At 66.6% G+C, this 17,520-nt stretch carries 20 protein-coding genes and 1 tRNA gene; 15 read left to right on the top strand and 6 right to left on the bottom strand.

Going from position 1 to position 17,520, the window contains the following annotated elements; translation table 11 throughout:
• The first annotated feature begins 90 nt into the window (after positions 1-90).
• Positions 91-1,218: a peptide chain release factor 2 gene (gene prfB / locus K9B35_RS06665; RefSeq protein WP_224921014.1), complete on the top strand. Its 1,128-nt coding sequence runs from the start codon at positions 91-93 to the stop codon at positions 1,216-1,218.
• Positions 1,219-1,259: 41 nt separating this feature from the next.
• The gene (locus tag K9B35_RS06660; RefSeq protein WP_412103446.1) at positions 1,260-1,976 is read left to right on the top strand and encodes a class I SAM-dependent methyltransferase; all 717 of its coding nucleotides are present in this window, start codon (positions 1,260-1,262) and stop codon (positions 1,974-1,976) included.
• A 119-nt stretch (positions 1,977-2,095) separates the two neighbouring features.
• Here K9B35_RS06660 and K9B35_RS06655 read toward each other — a convergent pair whose 3' ends face one another.
• The gene (locus K9B35_RS06655; RefSeq protein WP_224921012.1) at positions 2,096-2,551 is read right to left on the bottom strand and encodes a JAB domain-containing protein; all 456 of its coding nucleotides are present in this window, start codon (positions 2,549-2,551) and stop codon (positions 2,096-2,098) included.
• A 69-nt stretch (positions 2,552-2,620) separates the two neighbouring features.
• Here K9B35_RS06655 and K9B35_RS06650 point away from each other — a divergent pair, with 69 nt between their 5' ends.
• The 7 genes from K9B35_RS06650 (at position 2,621) to K9B35_RS06620 (ending at position 10,441) form a co-directional block, all read left to right on the top strand.
• Entirely contained in the window at positions 2,621-3,415 is a 795-nt protein-coding gene (locus tag K9B35_RS06650) for a thymidylate synthase (RefSeq protein WP_224921011.1), read from the top strand.
• On the top strand, positions 3,412-3,888 hold the full coding sequence (locus K9B35_RS06645) for a dihydrofolate reductase (protein WP_224921123.1): 477 nt from the start codon (positions 3,412-3,414) through the stop codon (positions 3,886-3,888). Before K9B35_RS06650 ends, K9B35_RS06645 begins: the two co-directional genes overlap by 4 nt.
• A gap of 114 nt (positions 3,889-4,002) precedes the next feature.
• A complete protein-coding gene (locus tag K9B35_RS06640; RefSeq protein WP_224921010.1) occupies positions 4,003-5,172 on the top strand; it encodes a dipeptidase in 1,170 nt (389 codons plus the stop codon).
• Between the two features lie 240 nt (positions 5,173-5,412).
• Positions 5,413-6,342 (top strand): bifunctional riboflavin kinase/FAD synthetase, encoded by a 930-nt coding sequence (locus tag K9B35_RS06635; RefSeq protein WP_224921009.1) that lies wholly within the window; start codon positions 5,413-5,415, stop codon positions 6,340-6,342.
• A 150-nt stretch (positions 6,343-6,492) separates the two neighbouring features.
• Positions 6,493-9,453 carry an isoleucine--tRNA ligase gene (locus K9B35_RS06630; protein WP_224921008.1) on the top strand — a complete coding sequence of 987 codons (2,961 nt, stop codon included), beginning with the start codon at positions 6,493-6,495 and terminating at the stop codon, positions 9,451-9,453.
• 15 nt (positions 9,454-9,468) lie between these two features.
• Complete coding sequence (gene lspA / locus K9B35_RS06625; protein WP_224921007.1) at positions 9,469-9,993, top strand: signal peptidase II; 525 nt, start codon at positions 9,469-9,471, stop codon at positions 9,991-9,993.
• Positions 9,986-10,441, top strand: coding sequence for a DUF3035 domain-containing protein (locus K9B35_RS06620; protein ID WP_224921006.1), 456 nt, complete (start codon positions 9,986-9,988; stop codon positions 10,439-10,441). Before lspA ends, K9B35_RS06620 begins: the two co-directional genes overlap by 8 nt.
• Before the next feature lie 101 nt (positions 10,442-10,542).
• Here the strand turns inward: K9B35_RS06620 and K9B35_RS06615 are convergent, their stop codons facing one another.
• The 4 genes from K9B35_RS06615 to K9B35_RS06600 form a co-directional block, all read right to left on the bottom strand.
• Positions 10,543-11,271 carry a TorF family putative porin gene (locus tag K9B35_RS06615; RefSeq protein WP_224921005.1) on the bottom strand — a complete coding sequence of 243 codons (729 nt, stop codon included), beginning with the start codon at positions 11,269-11,271 and terminating at the stop codon, positions 10,543-10,545.
• A 222-nt stretch (positions 11,272-11,493) separates the two neighbouring features.
• Positions 11,494-11,952, bottom strand: coding sequence for a RidA family protein (locus tag K9B35_RS06610; RefSeq protein ID WP_224921004.1), 459 nt, complete (start codon positions 11,950-11,952; stop codon positions 11,494-11,496).
• Positions 11,949-12,596: an HAD family hydrolase gene (locus tag K9B35_RS06605; RefSeq protein ID WP_224921003.1), complete on the bottom strand. Its 648-nt coding sequence runs from the start codon at positions 12,594-12,596 to the stop codon at positions 11,949-11,951. Before K9B35_RS06605 ends, K9B35_RS06610 begins: the two co-directional genes overlap by 4 nt.
• Positions 12,593-12,853 carry a DUF3572 family protein gene (locus tag K9B35_RS06600; protein ID WP_412103441.1) on the bottom strand — a complete coding sequence of 87 codons (261 nt, stop codon included), beginning with the start codon at positions 12,851-12,853 and terminating at the stop codon, positions 12,593-12,595. Before K9B35_RS06600 ends, K9B35_RS06605 begins: the two co-directional genes overlap by 4 nt.
• Before the next feature lie 66 nt (positions 12,854-12,919).
• On the opposite strand from K9B35_RS06600, the gene K9B35_RS06595 reads away from it, so the two are divergent.
• On the top strand, positions 12,920-13,282 hold the full coding sequence (locus K9B35_RS06595) for a response regulator (protein ID WP_224921001.1): 363 nt from the start codon (positions 12,920-12,922) through the stop codon (positions 13,280-13,282).
• 155 nt (positions 13,283-13,437) lie between these two features.
• Here the strand turns inward: K9B35_RS06595 and rpmG are convergent, their stop codons facing one another.
• Positions 13,438-13,605, bottom strand: a complete 168-nt coding sequence (rpmG, locus tag K9B35_RS06590) for a 50S ribosomal protein L33 (RefSeq protein ID WP_066664926.1) — start codon at positions 13,603-13,605, stop codon at positions 13,438-13,440.
• A 289-nt stretch (positions 13,606-13,894) separates the two neighbouring features.
• Between rpmG and K9B35_RS06585 the strand changes: the two genes are divergently transcribed.
• From K9B35_RS06585 to K9B35_RS06565, 5 genes are all read left to right on the top strand, one after another.
• A complete protein-coding gene (locus tag K9B35_RS06585; RefSeq protein WP_224921000.1) occupies positions 13,895-14,236 on the top strand; it encodes a hypothetical protein in 342 nt (113 codons plus the stop codon).
• A 10-nt stretch (positions 14,237-14,246) separates the two neighbouring features.
• Positions 14,247-14,813: a TMEM165/GDT1 family protein gene (locus tag K9B35_RS06580; RefSeq protein WP_224920999.1), complete on the top strand. Its 567-nt coding sequence runs from the start codon at positions 14,247-14,249 to the stop codon at positions 14,811-14,813.
• Positions 14,814-14,933: 120 nt separating this feature from the next.
• On the top strand, positions 14,934-15,431 hold the full coding sequence (locus K9B35_RS06575; RefSeq protein WP_224920998.1) for a Dps family protein: 498 nt from the start codon (positions 14,934-14,936) through the stop codon (positions 15,429-15,431).
• Between the two features lie 130 nt (positions 15,432-15,561).
• Positions 15,562-15,638, top strand: a tRNA-Arg gene (locus K9B35_RS06570).
• A gap of 75 nt (positions 15,639-15,713) precedes the next feature.
• Positions 15,714-17,510: a tetratricopeptide repeat protein gene (locus tag K9B35_RS06565; RefSeq protein ID WP_224920997.1), complete on the top strand. Its 1,797-nt coding sequence runs from the start codon at positions 15,714-15,716 to the stop codon at positions 17,508-17,510.
• Positions 17,511-17,520 lie beyond the last annotated feature (10 nt).

Below are 17,520 nucleotides of genomic sequence, written 5' to 3'. Positions count from 1 at the left end.
CGTCGCCCCGGCGCAGGCCGGGGCCGCGCGCGTGTTGGGCGGCCCCGGCCTGCGCCGGGGCGACGGACGTATTTGAAAGGTTACTTCATCATGCGCGCCGAAGCGCAGGCATATGCCGACAAGATCAACGCCGCGCTCGCACTGCTGCGCCGCTTCATCGACTGGGACAAGGCGCTGCGCAGGCTCGACGAGCTGAATGCGCGCGTCGAGGATCCGACCCTGTGGGACAAGCCCCGCGAGGCGCAGGAGGTGATGCGCGAGCGCCGCCGTCTGGACGAATCGATCACCGCAACCCGCGCGATCGAGCGCGAACTGGCCGAAACCGCCGAGCTGATCGAGATGGCCGAGGCCGAGGGCGACGAGGAAATGGCGGTCGAAGGCACGCAGGGCCTCGCCGCGCTCGCCGAACGTGCCGAGCAGGACAAGGTCAAGGCGCTGCTGTCGGGCGAAGCCGACGCCAACGACACCTATCTCGAAGTGCATTCGGGCGCAGGCGGCACCGAGAGCCAGGACTGGGCCGAAATGCTGCAGCGGATGTATTCGCGCTGGGCGGAGCGCCATGGGTTCAAGGTCGAGCTGGTCGACTATCACGCCGGCGAACAGGCGGGCATCAAGTCGGCGACGTTGCTGATCAAGGGCGAGAACGCCTATGGCTATGCCAAGACCGAGAGCGGCGTGCATCGCCTCGTCCGCATTTCGCCCTATGACAGCTCGGCGCGGCGGCACACCAGCTTCTCGTCGGTATGGGTCTATCCGGTGATCGACGATTCGATCGAGATCGAGATCAACGAAAGCGACCTGAAGATCGACACCTATCGCGCGTCGGGCGCAGGCGGGCAGCACGTCAATACCACCGATTCGGCGGTGCGCATCACCCACGTTCCATCGGGCATCATCGTCGCCAGCCAGCAGGACCGGTCGCAGCACAAGAACCGCGCGACCGCGATGGGGATGCTGAAGGCGCGCATGTACGAGGCTGAACTCGCCAAGCGCGAGGAGGCCGCGCTCGGCACCTATTCGGCAAAGACCGAAATCGGCTGGGGCCACCAGATCCGCAGCTACGTCCTACAGCCCTATCAGCTGGTGAAGGACCTGCGCACGGGGGTGACGTCCACCGCGCCGTCGGATGTACTCGACGGGGCTCTCGACCCGTTCATGGCAGCTGCGCTATCACAGCGCGTGACCGGCGAAACGGTCGAGGTGGAGGACGTCGATTGAGACTGGCCGGCGCTGCGTTGTTCCTGACCCCGGCGCTGCTGATCGCCGGGTGTGACGAGACGCGCCCGCGCCCCGAGCCGGAGCCGAGCGAAGAGCTGGCCTTTCCCGCCGCCGACCGTCCGGTCGCGCCGATCGTGTCGTCGCGCTGGTCCACCGAAGAGGCGCGCGACCGGCTGAACGAAGCCGATACGGTGATGAACCTCGCCGAAATCCGCCCCGGCACCACCGTTGCCGATATCGGCGCGGGCGAGGGTTACTACACCGTGCGCCTCGCCGCGCGGGTCGGTGCCAAGGGCCGGGTGCTGGCGCAGGACATCGTTCCGGAGGTCCGCGACGCGCTGGCGCAGCGTGTGGCGCGCGACCGGCTCGACAATGTCAGCGTGCGGCTGGGCGAGCCGGAGGATCCGAAGCTGCCCGACAACAGCTTCGACCGCGTGTTCATGGTGCACATGTATCACGAGATCGAATCGCCCTATGAATTTCTGTGGCGGATGCGTCCGTCGCTGCGCCGCGACGGGCTGGTGGTGGTGGTCGATGCGGATCGCGCGACCGAGAATCACGGCACGCCCCGCGCGCTGCTGAAATGCGAGTTCGCTGCGGTAGGCTACACTCAGGTCGCGATTCGCGACATGCCCTCGGCTGGCGGCTATCTGGCGATGTTCAAGGCGCAGGGGCCGCGCCCCGAACCGTCTGCAATCCGCGCCTGCCCCAACCGCCCGAGCGGCAAGGCGAGCGGCAAGCCGATGGGCGATGAATAGGGGCTTTTTGTTTGCGGCACCGGCCCGCTCCTCCACCCGGCCACCCAACGACAGTGTATTCTATGGGTGGCCGGGTGGGGGAGCGGGCCGGTGCCGCGTTCAGCGCAGCTGAACCAAATTCAAAGCAAACCGGCGGCGCGGAAGCTCCACGTCGCACCGTCGCGCCCCACCACGACATGATCGATCAGCCGCGTATCCACCGCCGCGAGCGCGCGGGCGAGGCGCGCGGTGACGTCGCGGTCGGCGCGGCTGGGCCAGGCCTCGCCCATCGGGTGATTGTGCGCCATCACCACCCGCACCGCGTCGAGCAGCACCGCGTCGGCGACGATTCGGCGTAGCGGCAGATCGACGGAGATGGTGCAGGGCGACAGGATCCGCCGCGTACCAAGCAATGTCCCGCGCGAATCGCAAAAGGCGAAGGTAGCGACCTCGCGCCGCTCGTCGGCGATGTCTGCGGCAAGTCGGCTGGCCAGCGCGTCGGGGGGGTATTCCGGGGAGATAACGGACGACGCGCCAGCCATGGGCAGAGCGTCGCGCGCCGCCGCTGCCGGGTCGAGCGCAACTCGGTCCGGCATGGTGAGACTTAACACCAAAATGGTGCGACCGCGCTTGGCGGCTCCGGGACGCTCGGCTAGGCTCGCCGCATGCGGCAATATCTCGACCTGATGGAACGCGCGCTGCGCGATGGCGCGGTGCAGAACGACCGGACCGGTGTCGGCACGCGCAGCGTGTTCGGCCACCAGATGCGCTTCGACCTCAGCGAGGGCTTCCCGCTGCTGACGACCAAGAAGCTGCATATCCGGTCGATCTTCATCGAATTGCTGTGGTTCCTGCGCGGCGACACCAATGTGAAGTGGCTGCAGGATCGCCGGGTCAGCATCTGGAACGAATGGGCGAATGAGGCGGGCGATCTCGGCCCGGTCTATGGCAAGCAATGGCGCGACTGGGAGGCGCCGGATGGCCGCCATATCGACCAGATCAAGGAGCTGATCGAGACGCTCAAGACTAGCCCCGCGTCGCGCCGAATGATCGTGTCGGCGTGGAATCCGGGCGAGCTGCACGCGATGGCGCTCGCCCCGTGCCACTGCCTGTTCCAGTGCCATGTCGCGAACGGCAAGCTGTCGCTTCAGCTGTATCAGCGCAGCGCCGACATCTTCCTGGGCGTCCCGTTCAACATCGCGAGCTATGCGCTGCTGACCCATATGCTGGCGCAGCAATGCGATCTGGAGGTCGGCGAGTTCATCTGGACCGGGGGCGACTGCCACCTTTACTCCAACCATGTCGAACAGGCCGAATTGCAGCTGGCGCGCGCACCCGGCCCGCTGCCCCGGCTCGAAATCCTGCGCAAGCCGCCGTCGATCGACGCCTATGAGTTCGAGGATTTCGCGCTGCACGACTATGTCGCACAGCCGCACATCAAGGCTGAGGTGGCGATCTGATTACCTTCCACCTCGCGCGTGCGGATAACGGCGTCATCGGGGTCGATGGCGACCTGCCCTGGCGGCTGCCTGCCGATTTGAAGCGCTTCAAGGCGCAGACCATGGGCAAGCCGATGGTGATGGGGCGCAAGACGTTCGAGAGCTTTCCCAGCCCCCTGCCCGGCCGCCGCCATATCGTGCTGACCCGCGATCCTGCGTGGCGCGCGGAGGGGGCGGAAGTGGTCCATTCGGTCGATGAGGCGCTAGCTTTGGCAGGCGAAGGCGATGTCGCGATCATCGGCGGGGCGGAGATTTTCGCGCTGTTTCTGCCGCTGGCGGAGCGGATCGAGCTGACCGAGGTGCATGTGTCGCCGGAGGGCGATGCGGTGGTGCCCGCGCTCGGCGCAGAGTGGCGTGAGGTCGCGCGCGAGGATCATGCTGCCGAGGGCGAGCGCCCGGCGTACAGCTTCGTCACGCTGGAACGGCTTCCCTGATTGTCACCCCGGCCTTGTGCCGAGGTCCACGGTGCCGCAAAACCCTAAGCGATCGGATGCGCGGCACAGTGGATGCCGAAACAGGCCCGGCATGACGAACTGGGGGAGAGTCTCGTGAAAAAATGGCTGTGGGGCGCACTCGCCCTGATCGCGGTGGCGGGCACCGCATTCCTGATCCTCGCCCCCGGCATGATCGAGCGCGGCATGAACAAGGTCGCTGCGACCAAGCTCCCCACCGTCACCGATTCGACCCGCAAGCTCCACGCTACGCTCCAGATCGCGGACCTGCACGAGGACACATTGCTGTGGAAACGCGACCTGCTCGACCGGGCGGATCGCGGCCATGTCGACCTGCCCCGGCTGATCGAGGGAAATGTCGCGCTGCAGGTCTTCTCGTCGGTCACCAAGACACCGAAGGGGCAGAATTACGACGCCAACAGCGCCGAGACCGACAATATCACGATGCTGGCGGTGGCGCAGCTGCAGCCGCCGCGCACCTGGAGCTCGCTGCTCGAACGGTCGCTCTATCACGCGCAGAAGCTGGAGCGCGCCGCTGAGCGGTCGGACGGGCGGCTGCACGTCATCCGGTCGCCTGGCGAACTCGACGCGCTGGTCGCGGCGCGTGCGGCGGGGCAGAAGGCGGTCGGCGGGCTGCTGTCGATCGAGGGGCTGCAGAATATGGAGGGCAAGCTCGAGAATCTGGACCGGCTGCACGCGGCGGGGTTCCGCATGGCGGGGCTGGTGCATTTCTTCGATAATGAGATCGCCGGGTCGATGCATGGCGAGAAAAAGGGCGGGCTGACCCCGCTCGGCCGCCAGACGATCGCGCGGATGGAACAGCTCGGCATGGTCGTCGACATCGCCCATTCGAGCCACGCGACCGTCGCCGAGGTGCTGAAGATCGCCAAGCGTCCGGTCGTATCCAGCCATGGCGGGGTGCAGGCGGTGTGCAAGGTCAACCGCAACCTGTCCGACGCCGAGATTCGCGGCGTGGCGAAGACCGGCGGGGTGGTCGGCATCGGCTATTGGGACGCGGCGATCTGTGGCACCGAACCGGAAAAGGTCGCCGCAGCGATCGCGCATGTCCGCGATCTGGTCGGGATCGACCATGTCGGGCTGGGGTCGGATTTCGACGGTGCGACCACGACCGGGTTTGATACGGCGCAGCTGGTTTATGTGACGCAGGCGCTGGTCGATCGCGGCTTTACGCCCGAGGAGATCGGCAAGGTGATGGGCGGCAATGTGCTGCGGGTGATCCGCGCGGGGATCGCGCCGGGGAAATAACCTCAATCCTCCCCCGCCAGGGGGAGGTGGCGCCGAAGGCGACGGAGGGGGCGGACGGCTGCGCCCTCTCGACCGTCGTGCTTCCTCCCCCTCCGTCAGCTTCGCTGCCACCTCCCCCTGGCGGGGGAGGATTTGAAGGTGGCGCGTTCGCCTCGAGCCCCCTCCACCAGCTTCGCTGGTCCCCCTCCCCGTTCCGGGGAGGATTTGATTCCTTGCGTGCTGACCTTATAGCCCCCGCGCATGGAGCGGCTGGACGGAGCGGCTGCGGTCCCCGGGCATTTGCGCGGCGGGATCGTTGCGCTGGGGAATTTCGATGGCTTTCACCGCGGCCACCAGGCGGTGGTGGGCCGCGCCGTGGCGCGCGCGCGCGATGAAGGGCGTCCGGTCATCGTCGCGACGTTCGACCCGCATCCGGTGCGCCATTTCCGGCCCGATACCCCGCCCTTTCGCCTGACCACGCTCGACCAGCGTCAAGCGCTGTTCGCCGCGGCAGGCGCGGACGCGATGCTGGTGTTCCAGTTCGACGGCACGCTCGCGTCGCTGTCGGCGCGCGAATTTGCGCAGCAGCGGTTGTGCGACCTGATCGGCGCGGGTGGCGTCGTCACCGGCGCGGACTTCACCTTTGGCAAGGGGCGCGACGGCAATGTCGCGGTGCTGGCGGAACTCGGCACGGAGCTGGGGTTCAGCGTCGATACCGTGGCGCCGGTCGCAGCGGAGGGCGAGGTCGTCTCGTCCAGCCGCATCCGCGACGCGCTGCGCCAGGGCCAGCCGCGTGAGGCCGCCGCCTTGCTCACCCGCCCGTTCGCGATCGAAGGGGTGGTCGAGGGTGGCGCGAAGCTGGGCCGCGAGCTCGGCTATCCCACCGCCAATATCCGGCTCGGCGCGTATCTGCGCCCGCGTTACGGCATCTACGCGGTGCGCGGGCGGCTGGCGGATGGGCGGGTGCTCGACGGGGTCGCCAATCTCGGCATCCGCCCGACGATTGACCCGCCGGTCGAACTGCTCGAACCCTATTTCTTCGATTTCTCGGGCGACCTCTATGGCCAGAGCGTGGAGGTCCAGCTGATCGACTTTCTGCGCGACGAGGCGAAATATGACGATCTCGACACGCTGAAGGCGCAGATTGCGCGCGATTGCGACGCGGCCCGGGAAGCGCTGCGAATTAGCTAGCCCCTCTCCTTCAGGGGAGGGGTTGGGGTGGGGCAGTGCGTCGGGGCGATGCCTTCGGCCAGGACTCCTCCACCCCAACCCCTCCTCTAAAGAGGAGGGGCTTTAGAGAGCTTCCCGCAGTCCCCGCTTTCCTCTAATCGGCGCAGACCCATGACCGACACCAACGAACCCGCACGCGACTGGCGCGACACCGTCTTCCTGCCGAAGACCGACTTTCCGATGAAGGCCGGCCTTGCCGCCAAGGAGCCGGAGATCCTCGCGCGCTGGGCCAAGCTCGGCCTGTACGACCGGTTGCGCGAGCAGCGCGCCGGGCGTGAGCGCTTCATCCTGCATGACGGCCCGCCCTATGCGAATGGCGACATTCACATGGGCCATGCGATGAACAAGATCCTCAAGGACATCATCGTCCGCAGCCAGAGCCTGATGGGCAAGGACGCGCCGTACGTCCCCGGCTGGGACTGTCACGGCCTGCCGATCGAATGGAAGATCGAGGAAGCGTACCGCGCCAAGAAGCTGAACAAGGACGAGGTGCCGGCGGCGGAGTTCCGCGCCGAATGTCGCGCCTATGCCGAGAAATGGGTCGCGGTGCAGCGCGGGCAGTTCGAGCGGCTGGGCGTGATGGGCGATTGGGACGATCCCTATCTCACCATGAAGTTCGACGCCGAGGCGACGATCGCTGGCGAATTGCTGAAGTTCGCGAAAAGCGGCCAGCTGTATCGCGGGGCCAAGCCGGTGATGTGGTCCCCGGTCGAAAAGACCGCGCTGGCCGAGGCCGAGGTCGAATATGAGGATGTGGTGTCGACGCAGATCGACGTCGCGTTCGAGATTGTCGATGCGCCGAACGCGCCGGAGTTGGTCGGCGCGCATGCGGTGATCTGGACGACCACGCCGTGGACGATCCCGGTGAATCAGGCTTTGGCTTATGGGCCGGAGGTTGAGTATGTTCTGCTCGACGCACATCCCATCCGCATTCTTGTCGCTCGCGAACTGGCGGAATCGGTCTATCGTCGCCTAGCCAACGCCGGTGTTCTGACGCTCGATCCAAGTGATCCGTCGTTCCGAGCGGATGACGTCCTGACCACGGTGAAAGGCTCCGACCTCGCCGGTGCCACCGCCCGCCACCCGATGCACCATCTCGGCGGCTTCTTCGCCAAGCCGCGCCCGTTCCTGGCGGGCGAGTTCGTCACCACCGACGCCGGTACCGGCCTCGTCCATATGGCGCCCGATCATGGCGAGGACGATTTCCTGCTGTGCAAGGCGCATGGCATCGAACCGGTGTTCGCGGTCGATGGCGCGGGCATGTACCGCGCCGACTGGGCGTGGCTGGGCGGTCAGGGATCGGTGATCAACAAGAAGTTCGTCGCAGCCGACGGCCCGATCTGTAGCGATCTGCGCGCGGCAGGCGCGCTGCTCGCCGCGTCGGACGATTTTGCGCACAGCTATCCGCATAGCTGGCGGTCCAAGGCGAAGATCATCTTCCGCGCGACGCCGCAGTGGTTCATTCCGATGGATGGGAGCCGCTCATCCGTCGCCCCGGCGCAGACCGGGGCCGCTGCGACAAGCGCGGGGGATGAGCCTCTGGCGGCCCCGGCCTCCGCCGGGGCGACGGGAAGGGATGTCGCGGCGGAACTGCCGGGCTTTGCCGCGCCTGCGGGGTTCGGGCCGGTCGTCAATCCGTCCAACGCCCCGACCCTGCGCAACCTCGCACTCGACGCGATCGAGCGGACGCGCTGGGTGCCCGAGCGCAGCCAGAACCGCATCCGGTCGATGGTCGAAGGTCGCCCGGACTGGGTGATCAGCCGCCAGCGCGCCTGGGGCGTGCCGATCCCGCTGTATGTCAACCGCGCGACCGGTGATTATCTGCGCGACGAAGGCGTCAATGCCCGCATCCTCGACGCCTTCCGTGCGGGGGGTGCGGATGCGTGGTTCGGCGCGGATCATCAGGCGCTGCTTGGCCCGGACTATGACCTCGCCGATTATGAGGTGGTCAACGACATCCTCGACGTGTGGTTCGACAGCGGCTCGACCCACAGCTTCGTGATCGAGGCGCGCTATGGCGCGGGCGTTCGTGCGAACCTGTATCTCGAAGGGTCGGACCAGCATCGTGGCTGGTTCCAGTCGTCGCTGCTGGAGAGTGCGGGGACGCGCGGGCGCGCGCCCTATGACGCGGTGCTGACGCACGGCTTCGCGCTCGACGGGCAGGGCAAGAAGATGTCCAAATCGCTCAAGAACGTCGTCGACCCACTCCAGGTGATCGGTGAAAGCGGAGCGGATATCCTGCGCCTGTGGGTCGCCCAGACCGATTATTTCGACGATGTCCGCATCGGCAAGGAAGTGCTGGGCGGCACCGGCGACGCGTATCGCAAGATCCGCAACACGTTCCGCTATCTGCTCGGCGCGCTCGACGGGTTCGGCGATGCCGAGAAGGTCCGCGTCGAGAAGATGCCGGAGCTGGAGCTGTACATCCTCCACAAGCTCGGCATGCTCGATGTCGAGCTGAAGGCGGCGGCGGAGGCTTACGAGTTCAACCGCTACGCCCGCGCGCTGTCGGATTTCATGAATGAGGACCTGTCGGCCTTCTTCTTCGATATCCGCAAGGATTGCCTCTACTGCGACGCGGCGGACAGCCCGAAGCGGCGCGCGTACCGCACGGTGCTGGACGTGCTGTTCCACGCGCTCGTTCGCTATGCCGCGCCGATCCTCGCCTTTACGGCCGAGGAAGTATGGCAGGCGCGTTTCCCGTCCGAGGATGGATCGGTCCATTATCTCGAATGGCCCGAACTGCCCGCTTTGCCCGGCGACGACGCCGTCTCGACCGAGTGGGAGGATATCCGTCGCCAGCGCGTGGCGGTGACCGAGGCGATCGAGCCGTTGCGGCGTGACAAGGTGATTCGCTCGAGCCTCGAGGCCGAAGTGACGGTGCCGAACCTGTTGCGCCCTGCGGCAGAACTGGCCGAGGTGTTCATCGTCGCCGATGTGCATCACGGTGATGACGCGGGCGTCGCAGTCACGCGGACCGAGCACAAGAAGTGCGGCCGCTGCTGGCGTCTGCTTCCGGAGGTTGAAGCCGATGGCGCGCTGTGCCACCGCTGCGACTCGGTAGTTTCCTAAAAAAGCGTGGGACCCATGACTCGCAACCGCACGATCGGCTTCGCCCTCGCCCTGCTGATCTTTGTCGCCGATCAGGCGATGAAGGCATGGGTGGTCGAGGGGCTGGGCATCGACGCACCGGGCAAGGCGATCGAGGTCGTGTCGTTCTTCGACCTGCGCTTCGTCGCCAATATCGGCGTGTCGCTGGGCCTGCTCGCCGCAGAGACCGATACGATGCGCTGGGCGCTGGTCGCGCTGACGGCGGGAATCGCGGGCGGCGTGGGCTGGTGGATGCTCAAGGAAGAGAACCGCAACGACATGCTGGCGCTATCGCTGGTGCTGGGCGGCGCGCTCGGCAACATCGTCGACCGGATGCGCTTTGGCTATGTCGTCGACTATGCCGATTTGCACTTTGGCGAATGGCGCCCTTTTTTGGTCTTTAACGTCGCCGATGCTGCGATTACCATCGGCGTCCTGATCCTGCTCATCCGGGCGCTGTTCGTGCGAGAAAAACCCAAGGCCGATGACACCGGCGCCCCTGTGGAGAATGCCAATGCGTAAGTCCGTGCTTGTTGTCGCTGTGTGCGGCGCGGCGACCCTGCTCGCCAGCTGCGGCAGCAGCCTGTTGGGCGACCGCAAGCGGCCCGACGAATTCGCCGTGGCGCGTCAGGCGCCGCTGGTGATTCCGCCCGACTTCGCGATGCGCCCGCCCCAGCCGGGTGCGCCGCGTCCACAGGATGCCGGCGGCCCCGCGCAGCAGGCGCTGGACGCATTGTTCGGTGGCAGCGCCCCGCGCAGCGCGAGCGAGCGTGCCGCACTCGACGCAGCGGGCGGCCGCACCAGCGCTGATCCCGGCATCCGTTCGGGCGTCGGCAGCCCCGACACCAGCGTGGTGGACAAGGGCAGCACGACCCGCGACATCGTCGCCGCGCCGCAAGGCGATGGCCGCGACGCGCAGACCCAGGCGGGCACCCCCGCCCCGGCCGCTTCGCCGACGCCGCAGAACTGAGGATTCAAGAGCCCTCTCCCGCTTGCGGGAAGGGCTAAGAAAGCAAAAGGGCCGCGGAACGTGAGTTCCGCGGCCCTTCGCTTTGTCTGCGATCGACTGGCTTAGAAAGCCGCGCCGAGCGTGAACAGCACCGCGCCGTCCGCGCCAAAGGTTTCCTTGAACGGTGCGTCTTCGTTGGTGTTCACATACGAGACGCCGAAGGTCAGAACCTTCCAGCTGGCTTCGGCACCGATCGAATAGTCGAGCACCTTGCTGTCGCCGTCATAGCCGCCGAGGAAGCTGTCGCTCCACGAATGACCAAGGCTTCCCTTCAGCTTGAAGGGCGTGTCGGGAATCGCGACCGTGGCGGTGGCCGAGGTGTAGAATGCGCCGGCATCGCCCAGCGCGTCCTGCCCCTTCGGCGCCCAGGCGACCATGCCCTTGATCGTTGCCGGACCGACGGTGCCGGTCAGCGCGAAATAGGGTTCGATGATCGTCGTGTTCGACGCGCCGGGATAGAGATAGAGGGTCGCGCCGATGTCGGCGGTCAGGCCGGACGCGACTTCGGTGGCGAAGCCGGCAAACACGTCGATTTCGGTGCCATTGGCAAAGCCGATGCCCGAGCCCCAGGTGCCGACATAGGCGCCGCTCTCATGCGCGACGGTGAAGCCGCCCTGGATCGTCGCTTCTTCGTTGGTCTGGCTGAAGCCGCGGAAGCGATAATCGCTGACGACGGTTGCCGAACCAGTGATGGTGAAGGCGTCGGGTGCTTCGGTCTCGTCCTGCGCGAAGGCAGGGGTGGCGGTGGCGGCGAGCAGCAGCGCGCCGGCGATGGACTTGGTGAAACGCATGGGATCCCTTTCGTCTTGGTGCGATTTCGGTCCCCACCTGCAGCGGAAGGGCTGCCGCATTGGCTCGGAACCTGCGTTCCGGCGCGGCTATTGCCTCCCACTGCGTGAAAGTTGCAGCAATTCGTTGCGCTGCACAATTCCATTTCGCTTGGTCAACGCAATTGCGCCGCCGCTGTTGCGGCGGCGCAACAGGATTGTCACACTTGTGACCGTCCCCGTTCATTACTTAACTGCAATGATCGCGTCGATCTCGACCGCCGCGCCGCGCGGAAGGACCGCGACGCCGACCGCCGCACGCGCGTGACGGCCAGCCTCGCCGAACAGCTTTTCCATCAGCTCCGACGCGCCGTTCGCGACCTGGGGCTGTTCGGTGAAAGCTGGATCCGAGTTCACGAACACGCCGAGCTTCACGATCTGCTCGACCCGGTCGAAGCCGCCCAGCGCCTTGCCGATCTGTGCGACGACCATCAACGCGCAACGCTCGGCGGCTTCCTGACCATAGGCCAGGTCGCGATCCTCGCCGAGGCGGCCGGTCATCACCACGCCATCCTTGAACGGCAGCTGCCCCGACACGTGCATCAGCCCGCCCGCGGTGACGGTGGGGACATAGGCCGCAACCGGCGCTGCGGCTTCGGGCAGTTCGAGGCCGAGTTCGGCGAGGCGGGCGTGGATGTCGGTCATGCTAAATCTCCATAAGGGGTGTGATGCGGGGCGGGCGCGCCATCAGCGAAGCGCGCGGTGATCCAGCGCTGCGCCTCACGCCAGTCGTCGATGCGGGCGTGCGCGTGCGGCGCGACCGGCACATGCGGCGCCAGGCTGGGTTCGGACACCATATGCAGGCGGAAGACGTGCGGGGCTTCGCGCGCGACCGATTCGTGATGCGTCGCGAGATCATCGACGAACACCGCGACGCTGGCGCCATGTTCCTCGACCAGCTGCGCGACGGGGCGGCCCTTCCCGCCCTGATTGCACTCGACGCGGTGGACGATGCCGTGCGTATCGAGCTGGGCGATGCGGTGTTCGCGGCAATGGTCGCGCAAATTCGTGAGGATGACGATGTCGGCCTGCTCCGCCAACGCCTCGAGCGATTCGCGCGCGTGCGGCACCACCGTCTGCCGCGCCATTTCGGCGGGGAAGAAGCCGTCGAGATAGCCCCACATCGCCTCAGCGGTCAGCGTGCTGCCATCGCGCGGCTTCATCGCGCGCGACCAGTCGTGGCTCGACAGGTCGAACTCGATGTCATGCGCCTCGTCGAGCCAGGTCCCGAAATGCCGCACCATGTGCAGCAGCACTTCGTCGCAGTCACAGATCAATAGCGGCTTCATGCGGTCTCCAGCGCGTGGCGGGCGGCGACGAGTGCGGCGGGGGTGGTCCCGGTCGCCTCGGCACACGCGATCAGGTCGGGCTCATGCGCCTCAAGAAACCCCAGCACGGCGGCGAGCACCTCGGCATCGCCCGCCCGCGAGCGCAGGTCGTGGGGCGACAGACCGGTCAGGTCGAGCAAGCGGTGCGCCCGCGCCGCGTCGGACAAGGCCCAGGCGAGCGCACCCAGCGCTAGCGTCCCCGCGTCCTCATTTGTCACCGCGCCACGCATCGCCTAGTGCTTCGCCCAATCGTTCGTTGGCCAATCGTTCGTTGAAGGGATCGCGTGGCAAAAAGGGTGCTGGTTGTCGAGGACAACGAACTCAATCTCAAACTTTTCTGCGACCTGCTGCGCGCGCACGGGTTCGAGACCGCGCCGGTGCGCGACGGGCGGGAGGCGGTAGCAACCGCGCGCAGCTTTGCCCCGGACCTCGTCATCATGGACATCCAGCTGCCGCACATCTCCGGCATCGACATCATCGGCCGGATGCGCGGCGACCCGGTGCTCAAGTCGATCCCGGTGATGGCGGTCACCGCCTATGCCGGGCACGAGGATGAGGCGCGGATCCGTGCGGCGGGGGCGAACGCCTATGTCACCAAGCCGATTTCGGTGATGCGGTTTGTGGAAGAGGTGCAGGGGTTGCTTTGAGCCACCCCGTCGCCCCGGCGCAGGCCGGGGCCGCCAGCGGCGTACCGCTCCGGCCGAACACGCAAAAAGCCGCAGAAGCGATCCTTCTGCGGCTCTGCGTGCCGTGGGCGGCCCCGGCATACGCCGGGGCCGCGTAAACTTCGCTTGCGCGAAGTTTACTTGATCTTCGCTTCCTTGAACTCGACATGCTTGCGCACGACGGGGTCGTACTTCCGGAAGCTCAGCTTCTCGGTCTGGTTGCGCGGGTTCTTCTTGGTCACATAGAAAAAGCCGGTGTCAGCGGTGCTGACGAGCTTGATCTTGACGGTAGTCGGCTTGGCCATCGCCCGGGTCCTGCAATAATCAAAAAAGAATAAGCGGCCCGCGCTGGCAGACCGCTGTCAGGAGGGGGCGCATGCCGCCTTGGCTCGGCAATGTCAAGCATGGGGTGGCAGGTCGAGCTGGATTCAGCTGCGCTGAATCACGGCACCGGCCCGCTCCCCCACCCGGCCACCCACACGGTATCTTCAATGGGTGGCCGGGTGAGGGAGCGGGCCGGTGCCGTAGGCGTGGAACACCGATAGCGCGCATTAGCGGGTTGTTCACCATGTTGTCGCACGCTGCTGTCATGCGGTGAAAGAGGCAATGGAGGCGAGCATGGCAGAGGGGCTGAACTGGGTTCTGACGAACGAGCTGCACCAGCGAATCGATTCGATCGGGGCGCGTGCGTCGCGCGCAGCGACCTCGGACCTAGCCGCCGATCTCGACGCGATTCGCCGACTCGCCATGGCCAATGGCCTGACCCCGGCGGTCTGCATCGTGCATGCCCTTGAATCCGCGCTCGCATCGGGGCAGCGCGGGCCGATGATCACCGATGGGCTCTCCTTGCTTCGGGACGCTGTCGCGTGCGGCCGCACCGATTCGCGCACCGGCGCGGCGTTCGCCGCCGCCTGCTCGATCCGACTCGCCAGCTAAGCGACAGTCTATGGAGGCGGTGGTCCCTGCGTTCATCGCCGCATTGCTGACCCAGGCCGGGGATCGTTCGCCCTGGCTCGTCGCGATTCTGGCCGATCGTTATGGCCGCCCCTTCACCGTCGCGTTCGCGGCGTTGTTCGCCCATGCCGCCGGCAACGCAATCGCCGCGACCGGCGCACTGCTGATCGCGCCGCTGCTCACCCCCAATGCCAAGCAGCTGCTGCTCGCGCTCGCGCTGATCTTCGCAGCAATGGGCGCGCTGTGGCGGCTCAAGGCGCCCGACCGGCTGGAGGGCTGGCGGCTGGGCACGTTCCTCACCCCGCTGCTCGGCGTGTTCATCCTCGCGCTTGGCGACACCACGCAATTCTTCACGCTGGCGTTCGGTGTACGCGCGCAGACACCGTGGTTTGCACTCGGCGGGGCGTGTGCGGCGATCTTCGTCGTCAATCTGGCCGCGGCGCTGATGGGGGAGCTCGCCTGGCGGCAACTCCCGATTCGGCAGTTTCGAATCGGCTTCGGGCTGTTGTGCCTGCTGGCGGGCGGCATCATCGGCGCGGCGGCGCTGCGCCTGATCTAGCGTTAGTCCAAGATCGAACGCGTCAATTAGCCTGATCGGGCAATTGCGTCTGAACGAATGGACCCCAAATGGCAGAGAGTCGTTTCATCTCCGACTCAACTATCATCGAGGGACTCCATCATGGCCGACACCGACGCCGCGCTGAAAACGCCGACCGACCTCAACCGCAACGATACCAAGAGCGTGGCGGAGGCGCTGAACGGGATTCTGGCGGACAGCTTCGCGCTGTATCTCAAGACCAAGAATTTCCACTGGCACGTCTCCGGCCCGCATTTCCGAGATTATCACCTGATGCTCGACGAGCAGGCGGCGCAGATTCTGGCGACGACCGACGTGATCGCCGAACGCGTGCGCAAGACCGGCAACACCACGCTTCGCTCGATCGGCGACATCGCCCGCCACCAGACGATCAAGGACAATGACGCCGAGTTCGTCAGCGCCGACAAGATGCTGGCCGAACTGCGCGAGGATAACCTCAAGCTGGTCGAACTGCTGCGCGAGGCGAAGGACATCGTCGACGACGCCAAGGACAACGCCACCAGCGGCGTGCTCGACGACTGGACCGACCAGGCCGAAGAACGCGCCTGGTTCCTGTTCGAGACCAGCCGCAAGGGATAATGCCCGCGCGCCGGATCGCGCGACGCCGCGATCCGGCGACTGGCTCAAGCGTCTTGTGGCGATTTCGGGAAGGCGATCGATCGGGTTTGCGTTGACCGAGCGCCACAGAGCAAGCTAGGGGGCGCGTACTGCACCCGTAGCTCAGCTGGATAGAGCGCTGCCCTCCGAAGGCAGAGGCCACAGGTTCGAATCCTGTCGGGTGCGCCAGCCTCCTCCCACGACCTACTCTCAGACCATGATTGTCAGATGCGCACGCGTACACGGTCGCTATGGTCGGCCCGGATGCGCATCCTTCTGACTTTGGCCCTGCTTTCGATCTCGACCGGCGCGCTCGCTGCTGAGCGCGTCCCGGTGCCGGCTGCTGCCGAGGCGAGGCTGGCGGCCCGCGATTTTCCCGGAGCCGGAGCGATTATCCTCCCGGCGTTCGAGCAATGTATGGCGGCGCCCGATCCGGGTGACACCTGCCTCGACATCGTGATGTTCATGATCCGCATGGCCGATATGGCTGGCGATGCGACCATTTACGACAAGCTGCTCCCGGTCGCGCTGCAATATGCCGAACTGGTCCTGCCGCCGCAGGACCGCGAACTCGCCGATTTGCGGAGCAAGGCCGCCGACCGCCGCTTCGTCGCTGGCGACTATGCTGCGGCGGAAGCGCTCTATCGCAGCGTGCTGGCGGCGCGGCGTGCGGCGACACCCGTCGACGACCCGGCGCTGGCGGAGGCCCTGTCCGACCTGCACCTGACGCTGCGGCTGCTTAAGCGCTATGACGACGCCCTGCCGCTCGCGGTCGAGCGAACCGCGGTTGCGCGCCGCATCGGCGACCCCGCGCAACTCGCTGACGCATTGTGGCGCGAAGGCCAGACCCTGTTGAACCTGACGCGCTATGCCGAGTCCGAAGCGCGTCTTCGCGAGTCCGCTGCGCTCGACGCGCGCGCCGGCGAAGGACGACGGGCGGCAAGGCTGGCGACGCTCGACCTGCTGTCGCTCAGCCTGTTCGAGCAGCGCCGCTTGCCGGAGGCCCGCGCGGTCGCGGTCGAGGCGCTGGCGCTCGCGAACGCAGTCGAGGGCGCGCGCGGCGACACCACGCTGGACGTCATGGGCGACATCGCAATCTATGACCGCGATCTCGGCGATCTCGATGCCGCAGAAGCCGGACTTCGCACCGGTATCCTCCGCGCCGACGGGACATCGCATGCGGCGATCAAGGTGCGCGTGCGGCTATATTCGGCGCTTGCCACCGTGCTGTTGCGGCGCGGCCGCGCGCTCGACGCGGTGCAGATCATGGCGAGGCCAATCGACGAAATGGCGACGCTGAGCACCGGCGAGCAGAACGACCTGTCCGACGTGCTGCAAAACTACGCCGTATCCCTCGCCGAGATCGGACGGCTGGCTGACGCGGAGGTGATGTCGCGCCGCGTGCTGACGATCCGCAGGGCAACGCTGCGCGCGGACGATCCGCTGATTGCGCGTGCGCTCAGCACGCTCGGCTACATCCTCGACAAGCTCGATCGGCGCGAGGATGCGCTCGCCGCGCATATCGAGGCAACGACCCTGCGGCTGGGACAGGGCGAGGACGAGGCCACGCTGGCGCGCGACGATTTGCTGATCGTGTCGGTCGGCAATGTCGCGGTCACGCTGGTGCAGCTAGGCCGCCTTGAACAGGCCAAGCCGTTTCAGGAACTGGCGTTGCAGCTGTCCAAAGCACGCTTCCCCGCCGGATCGTCCGATCTGGCGACGGCACTCAATCGCTGGGCACAATATCGCAAGGCGATGGGGGCGTGTGACGGGCTGGATGCGGCGCGGGAGGCGCGGGCGATCTGGGCCAGGGAAGCCGGCGTCGTGTCTCCGAACCGGGTGATCGGCGACATCAACCTCGCGCTGCATCTGCGCCAGTGCCGCGGCGATGCGGCGGAACAGCGGACCTATTGGCGCGACGCGGTGCGCTACCTCCTCGCCGATGCCGGACAATCGACCGACTATGACGCGCGCGCCAAGACCGTGCTGAGCGACCGACGCGTCGTGTTTCTCGGCAATGTCGATGCCAATTGGCAACTGGCGCATGGGCCCAAGCGCTAAGGCGCGCCAG

This window comes from Sphingomonas sp. R647, assembly GCF_020177055.1.
Classification (GTDB): domain Bacteria; phylum Pseudomonadota; class Alphaproteobacteria; order Sphingomonadales; family Sphingomonadaceae; genus Sphingomonas.
Note: the sequence above shows the minus strand (reverse complement) of the source record. Positions and strands in the feature narration are given on the sequence as shown.